The sequence below is a fragment of the Burkholderia sp. BKH01 genome (assembly GCF_025685725.1).
In the GTDB taxonomy this organism is placed as follows: domain Bacteria; phylum Pseudomonadota; class Gammaproteobacteria; order Burkholderiales; family Burkholderiaceae; genus Burkholderia; species Burkholderia pyrrocinia_C.
In genome coordinates this window covers 179,721-186,415 of the sequence record NZ_JAOTQT010000012.1, presented here as the reverse complement: position 1 = coordinate 186,415, position 6,695 = coordinate 179,721, and the positions used below count along the sequence as shown (strand labels likewise).

The window sequence follows — 6,695 nt, the reverse complement described above, 5'->3', positions numbered from 1 at the left end:
ACCCCTGTACTCACCGTGAAAGGGTGATGTCCTAGGCCTCTAGACGAAGGGGACATAATCTTTTCAGATCTGTCTGACTTTCGCTATTCACTTCTCATCAACAGCGAAGGCCGGAATTCTAACTGCTTTAGATCATTCTGTGAAGCATTTATTACTACCACTACTGCTTCGCAAACTAATCCAATTTGTTCTGTTGGTGGAGGTAAGCGGGATCGAACCGCTGACCTCTTGCATGCCATGCAAGCGCTCTCCCAGCTGAGCTATACCCCCTTGCAGAACAGAAATGAGATTATATGGACCGACTTTGAACTTGTAAATACCCTTTTTGCGATTCGAGCGAAATTTTTTGCGAAGCTGCCGCGATCTCACGCGCAGACAGCTTCGCTCACGCACGAACCTCAGGCCAGCGCAGCCTCGATGCGCGACACCACGACGTCGCGACCGAACAGCACGAGCACCGCATCGATCGACGGCGTGTGCGTCGTACCGGCCACCAGCAGGCGCACCGGCATCGCGAGTTGCGGCATCTTCAGCTTGTGCGTGCCGAGCGTCGCCTTCAGCGCAGCGGACACCGCCTCCTTCGTCCAGTCGGCCGCCTTCAGCGCGACGACGAGATCGGCCAGCGCCGGCCGCACCGCATCGGTCACGTGCTGCGCGAGCGCATCGGCTTCCGGTGCCGGCACGCGGTAGAACATCGCGGCGCCTTCCGCGATCTCCTTGACCGTCGTCGCACGATCCTTCATCAGGCCGACCACGGCATCGAGCGCCGGGCCCGTCGCGATCGCCGCGTCGTCGATGCCGAGCGCGTCGAGGAACGGCTTCGCGAGCGCGGCGAGGCGTGCGTTGTCGGCTTCCTTGATGTAATGCGCGTTCAGCCAACTCAGCTTGCTGTGGTCGTACTGCGCGGGCGACTTGCCGAGATGCTCGAGATCGAACCATTCGACGAACTGCTCGCGCGAGAAGATCTCCGCGTCGCCGTGCGACCAGCCGAGGCGCGCGAGATAGTTGACGACCGCTTCAGGCAGGAAGCCCGCATCGCGATACGCCATCACGCTCATCGCGCCATGCCGCTTGCTCATCTTCTCGCCCTGCTCGTTCAGCACGGTCGGCAGGTGCGCATAGACGGGCGCCTCGCCGCCGAGCGCATTCAGGATGTTGATCTGGCGCGGCGTGTTGTTCACGTGGTCGTCGCCACGGATCACGTGCGTGATGCCCATGTCCATGTCGTCCACCACTACGCAGAAGTTGTAGATCGGCGTGCCGTCCGGGCGCGCGATCACGAGGTCGTCGAGCTCCTCGTTCGAGATCTCGACGCGCCCCTTCACGGCGTCGTCCCACACGACCGTGCCGGTCAGCGGATTGCGGAAGCGCAGCACGGGCTTCACGCCTGCCGGCGGCTCGGGCAGCACCTTGCCGGGCTCCGGACGCCACGTGCCGTCGTAGCGCGGCTTCAGGCCGGCGTCGCGCTGGCGTTCGCGCAGCGCGTCGAGTTCCTCGGCCGACATGTAGCACGGGTACGCGAGGCCCTTCTCGAGCATCTGCGCGAGCACCTCGCGATAGCGGTCCATCCGCTGCATCTGGTAGATCGGGCCTTCATCGAAATCCAGGCCGAGCCACTGCATCCCCTCGAGGATCGCATCGACCGCTTCCTGCGACGAGCGCTCGACGTCGGTATCCTCGATGCGCAGCACGAACGTGCCGTTCATCTTGCGGGCGAACGCCCACGGATAGAGTGCGGAGCGGATGTTGCCGAGGTGGATGAAGCCGGTGGGACTCGGCGCGAAGCGGGTACGGACAGGACGGGTCATAAACGGTAACTCGAACGCCTGGGGCGCATGAATGATTCGACGCGGGATCGACAGCGGCAGCCCGGACAGCAACGGGGCCGGCGACGCCCGGAACGGGAAAGAAGCCGGAATTATACTCGCGCCTGACATCGCGCCAAGCGCACCGCTTGCTTTATGATGTGCGCGCCGCGGCCGCCAACCGGCGCGGCGCCGGTCGCACGGAAGCTGTCGCGCGGCCGCTCGGAACCTATCGCCGCCGCGGGCCGTGTAACCCGCCGCCAAGCCGCCGGAGAACCATTCGATGTCGTCCCCTCGCCTGTCGCGCCGCCACTTCACGATCGCGTGCGCGTCCGCCAGCCTCGCCGCCTGTACGTCGTTCGGCGGCAAGCCCCGTCCCGACAACGGATCCAACCCCACGCAGTCGAACGAGAAGCCCGTGAAGATCGGCATCGCGCTCGGCGGCGGCGCTGCGCGCGGCTTCTCGCACATCGGCGTGCTGAAGGCGCTAGAAGCGCGCGGCATCCCGATCGAGATCGTCGCGGGCACGAGCGCGGGCTCGGTGGTCGGCGCACTCTATGCGTCCGGCATGAGCGCGCTGCAGATCAACAAGATCGCGCTCGACATGGACCAGGCGGCGATCAGCGACTGGGCGCTGCCGTTCCGCTCGCGCGGTCTCTTGCAGGGTGTCGCACTGCAAAACTTCCTGAACAAGACGCTCAACAACCGGCCGATCGAGAAGATGGCGAAGCCGCTCGGCATCGTCGCGACCGATCTGCAGAGCGGCCAACCGATCCTGTTCCAGCAAGGCAACACGGGGCTCGCGGTGCGTGCGTCGTGCAGCGTGCCGTCGGTGTTCGAACCGGTGAAGATCGGCAACCGCGAATACGTCGACGGCGGCCTCGTGAGCCCGGTGCCGGCCTCGTACGCGCGCAAGATGGGCGCGAGCTTCGTGATCGCGGTCGACATCTCGGCCCGGCCGGACGGCGCGGCGACCAGCAACCCGATCGAGATGCTGCTGCAGACCTTCACGATCATGGGCCAGACGATCAAGACCTACGAGCTCGACAAATACGCGGACGTCGTGATCCGCCCGAACCTCGCGGCCATGGGCGGCAGCGACTTCAACCAGCGCAACGCAGCGATTCTCGCGGGCGAGGAAGCGGTCGCGCGCATCATGCCGGAACTGCAGCGCAAGCTCGCGGCGGCGCGCGGCGTGGCCGCCGTCGCGTAAGAAGCACGCCATTCGCTGGACGGGACGGGACGCGCCGCCGCCCCGCTGCCGCCGGAATGACTTTCGCCTCGCTGCCTGCGCCGGCCCCAAAACAAAAAACCCTGCCGCCTTTCGGTGACAGGGTTTTTTCAATCCGGTCCGACTGACCGGCGAACGTCAGTTGTTGCCGCTCGCCGAATCGTCGCCGATCGTCGCGCGCACGCGCTGGCGCAGATCCTCGGCCTTCATCGGGAACGCCGATTCAAGACGGCGCGCGCCGGTGAAACGCTTTTCCCAGTAGCCGCTATCGAGATCATCGACGCGGACGGTGCTGCCCGTCGACGGCGAATGCACGAACTTGTTGTCGCCGATATAGATGCCGACGTGCGAGAACGTGCGGCGCATCGTGTTGAAGAACACGAGGTCGCCCGGCTTGAGGTTACTCATGCTCACCTTCTCGCCGACCCGGCTCATCTCTTCCGCGCGCCGCGGCAGCGACATGCCAAGGGTATCCTGGAACACGTAGCGGACGAAGCCGCTGCAGTCGAGGCCCGAATCCGGCGAGTTGCCACCCCAGCGATAACGCACGCCGATCATGTTCAGCGCGCCGACGACGACGTCGCCTGCCTTGCCCGCCATGCCGGCGAGGAACGACTTCGCGCCGCCGCCCGACGGCTGGGCACTGGCCTGCTGGGCGGAGGAACTCGACCCGATTTGAGTCGAATTCGTGACATTCTGGTTAAAACTGCTGACTTCGTCGGCGAACGCGCCGGGAGCTGCTGCGAACAGGGCGCCGATGAACAGCCCGGCGATGGTGCGCGCGCATGCCTGGGTCAGGGATCGATGCTGCATTGGTCGATGGAATGTGCTTAAAAATCAGCTGATTGGCGGAAAATTTCGGTCGATACTAGCCAGCGCGTAATCGTTTGTCAAAACAAATTAAAAAATACAATCGAGATGGTCAGACCATTGGACGCCCTATCACGCTTTCCAGACCGCTTTCAACAGCTTTTGTGTGTAAGGATGTGACGGTCTGGTGAAGATGTCGGCAACGTCTCCCGACTCGACGACGGCGCCGTCCTGCATCACCGCGACGCGGTGCGCCATCGCGCCGATCACCTCGAGGTCGTGGCTGATGAATACATAGCCGAGGTTGTATTTCTGTTGCAAATTCGCGAGCAGTTTCAGCACCTGCTGCTGGATCGACACGTCGAGCGCGGAAGTCGGCTCGTCGAGGATCAGGATGCGCGGCTCCAGCACCAGCGCGCGTGCGATCGCGATCCGCTGGCGCTGCCCGCCCGAGAACTCGTGCGGGTAACGGTGCAGCACCGTGCGATCGAGGCCGACTTCGCGCAGCACCGCGAGCGACTTCGCGCGGCGCGCATCGGGTGTCATTTCCGGGCGATGCAGTTCGAGCCCCTCGCCGACGATCCGTTCGATCGTGTGACGCGGAGAAAGCGAACTGAACGGATCCTGAAAGACGACCTGCATGTTCGAGCGCAGCGCCGTCCGTTCGCGGCCGCGATAGGTCGACAGCGCGCGCCCCTGGAATTCGATCTCGCCGCCGGCCGTCTTCTGCAGCCCGAGCAGCGCCATCGCGAGCGTCGACTTCCCGGAGCCCGATTCGCCGACGATGCCGAGCGTCTCGCCCTGCCGCACCGACACCGACACGTCCGCGACGGCCGTCACGGGCACCGTGCCGAACCAGCCCGCGAAGCCCGGCCGCTTGCGCGCGAACTGCACGCTCACATGGCGCGCGTCGAGCACGACGGGCGCGATCGGCATCACCGGCGCGACCGTGCGTTGCGGCCGGCTGTTCAGCAGCCGCTGTGTATACGGATGCTCGGGTTCCGCGAAGATTCGCTCGACCGGCCCGCTCTCGACGAGCCGGCCGTGCTCCATCACCGCGACGCGGTCGGCAAAGTGCCGCACCAGATTCAGGTCGTGCGTGATCAGCAGGATCGCCATCCCGCGCTTTTCCGCTTCCTCGCGCTGCAGTTCCAGCAGCAGGTCGACGATCTGCGCACGGATCGTCACGTCGAGCGCGGTGGTCGGCTCGTCGGCGAGCAACAGCCGCGGCCGGCACGCGAGCGCCATCGCGATCATCGCGCGCTGCCGCTGGCCGCCCGACAACTGGTGCGGGTAGCTGTCGACACGCTTGTCGGGTTCCGCGATGCCCGTGCGCGCGAGCAGCGCGATCGCGCGCTTGCGCGCCTCGACGGCCGATACGCCGTCGTGCAGCATGATCGTCTCGCCGATCTGCACGCCGATCGTATACAGCGGGTTGAGCGCCGTCATCGGCTCCTGGAAGATCATCGCGATGTCCGAGCCGCGCAGCCCGCGCATCTCGCGCTCGCTCTTGGCCGCAAGGTCCTGCCCCGCGAAGCGGATCGCGCCGCTCATGTCGGCGTCGCTCAGCAGCCGCAGGATCGACAGCGCGGTCACGCTCTTGCCCGAACCCGACTCGCCGACGAGCGCGACGCGCTCGCCGCGGCCGATCGCGAGCGTCACGTCGTCCACCGCGACCGTGTCGCCGAAGCGCACATGCAGACGTTCGAGCGACAGCAGCGGCTCGTCGTGCGTCGATACGACCGTTTCGCTCATCGCTGGCCTCCCGCCGCGCGCACCAAATCGGCGATCCGCGTGTCGAGCGCGTTGCGCAGCGCGTCGCCCATGAAGGTCAGCAGCAGCAGCGTCGTGACCAGCACGCCGAACGTCGACAGCGAGATCCACCACGCGTCGAGGTTGCCCTTGCCCTGCGCGAGCAGTTCGCCGAGGCTCGGCGTCGGCGGCGGCACGCCGAGCCCGAGGAAATCGAGGCTCGTCAGCGCGAGGATCGCACCGCTCATCCGGAACGGCAGGAACGTGATCACCGGCGTGAGACTGTTCGGCAGCACGTGGCGCCAGATGATCTGCCAGTTCGTGAGCCCCATCGCGCGCGCCGCGCGCACGTAGTCCTGCGTGCGGTTGCGCAGGAATTCCGCGCGCACGTAATCGGCCAGCCCGATCCAGCCGAACAGCGACAGCAGCACGATCAGCAACAGGAAGCTCGGCTCGAAGATCGACGCGAAGATGATCAGCAGGTACAGCTCGGGCAGCGAACTCCAGATCTCGATCAGCCGCTGCCCGACGATGTCGATGCGGCCGCCGAAGAAGCCCTGCACGGCGCCGGCGGCGATCCCGAGCAGCGTGCCGATCACGGTCAGGATCAGCCCGAACTCGACCGACACGCGGAACCCGTACACGAGCCGCGCGAGCAGGTCGCGCCCCTGCGCATCGGTGCCGAGCCAGTTCTGGCGCGACGGCGGCGCCGGGTTCGGCACGTTCGAGAAGTAGTTCAGCGTGTCGTAGTAATAGCGGTTCGGCGGGTAGACGACAAAGTTGCCGGGCGCCTCGAGCCGCTTGCGGACATACGGATCGAGATAGTCGGCCGGCGTCGGAAAATCGCCGCCGAAGGTCGTCTCAGGGTACGCATGGAACAGCGGGAAATAATATTGGCCGTCATAGCGCACGACGAGCGGCTTGTCGTTCGACCACAGCGGCGCCGCGAGACTCGCGGCGAACGCGACGAAGAAGATCACGAAGCTCCAGTAGCCGAGGCGCTGCTGCCGGAAGCGCTGCCATACGCGGCGCGCGGGAGACGGCGACACACGCGCGCGCGCCACGTCGATGCGGGACGACACGACGGCCCGGTTCAT

The 6,695-nt window shown here is 65.6% G+C and carries 5 protein-coding genes and 1 tRNA gene; 1 reads left to right on the top strand and 5 read right to left on the bottom strand.

Annotated features, from left to right (window positions below):
* Window positions 1-194: 194 nt before the first annotated feature.
* Window positions 195-270, bottom strand: a tRNA-Ala gene (locus OEJ37_RS19525).
* A gap of 128 nt (window positions 271-398) precedes the next feature.
* A complete protein-coding gene (gene gltX / locus OEJ37_RS19520) occupies window positions 399-1,808 on the bottom strand; it encodes a glutamate--tRNA ligase (RefSeq protein WP_263345143.1) in 1,410 nt (469 codons plus the stop codon).
* Window positions 1,809-2,088: 280 nt separating this feature from the next.
* On the opposite strand from gltX, the gene OEJ37_RS19515 reads away from it, so the two are divergent.
* Window positions 2,089-3,018, top strand: coding sequence for a patatin-like phospholipase family protein (locus OEJ37_RS19515; RefSeq protein ID WP_263345142.1), 930 nt, complete (start codon window positions 2,089-2,091; stop codon window positions 3,016-3,018).
* A gap of 156 nt (window positions 3,019-3,174) precedes the next feature.
* Here OEJ37_RS19515 and OEJ37_RS19510 read toward each other — a convergent pair whose 3' ends face one another.
* The 3 genes from OEJ37_RS19510 to OEJ37_RS19500 form a co-directional block, all read right to left on the bottom strand.
* Window positions 3,175-3,849, bottom strand: a complete 675-nt coding sequence (locus OEJ37_RS19510; protein ID WP_175920261.1) for a C40 family peptidase — start codon at window positions 3,847-3,849, stop codon at window positions 3,175-3,177.
* Window positions 3,850-3,978: 129 nt separating this feature from the next.
* On the bottom strand, window positions 3,979-5,601 hold the full coding sequence (locus OEJ37_RS19505; protein WP_174420365.1) for an ABC transporter ATP-binding protein: 1,623 nt from the start codon (window positions 5,599-5,601) through the stop codon (window positions 3,979-3,981).
* Complete coding sequence (locus tag OEJ37_RS19500) at window positions 5,598-6,695, bottom strand: ABC transporter permease (RefSeq protein WP_263345141.1); 1,098 nt, start codon at window positions 6,693-6,695, stop codon at window positions 5,598-5,600. The genes OEJ37_RS19505 and OEJ37_RS19500 overlap by 4 nt, the downstream gene beginning before the upstream one ends.

Bases quoted from the DNA above. Each gene is read 5' to 3' on its own strand.
- OEJ37_RS19505 (WP_174420365.1), bottom strand. From the start codon at position 5,601: ATGAGCGAAACGGTCGTATCGACGCACGACGAGCCGCTGCTGTCGCTC.
- OEJ37_RS19515 (WP_263345142.1), top strand. From the start codon at position 2,089: ATGTCGTCCCCTCGCCTGTCGCGCCGCCACTTCACGATCGCGTGCGCG.
- OEJ37_RS19500 (WP_263345141.1), bottom strand. From the start codon at position 6,695: ATGAACCGGGCCGTCGTGTCGTCCCGCATCGACGTGGCGCGCGCGCGT.
- OEJ37_RS19510 (WP_175920261.1), bottom strand. From the start codon at position 3,849: ATGCAGCATCGATCCCTGACCCAGGCATGCGCGCGCACCATCGCCGGG.
- gltX (WP_263345143.1), bottom strand. From the start codon at position 1,808: ATGACCCGTCCTGTCCGTACCCGCTTCGCGCCGAGTCCCACCGGCTTC.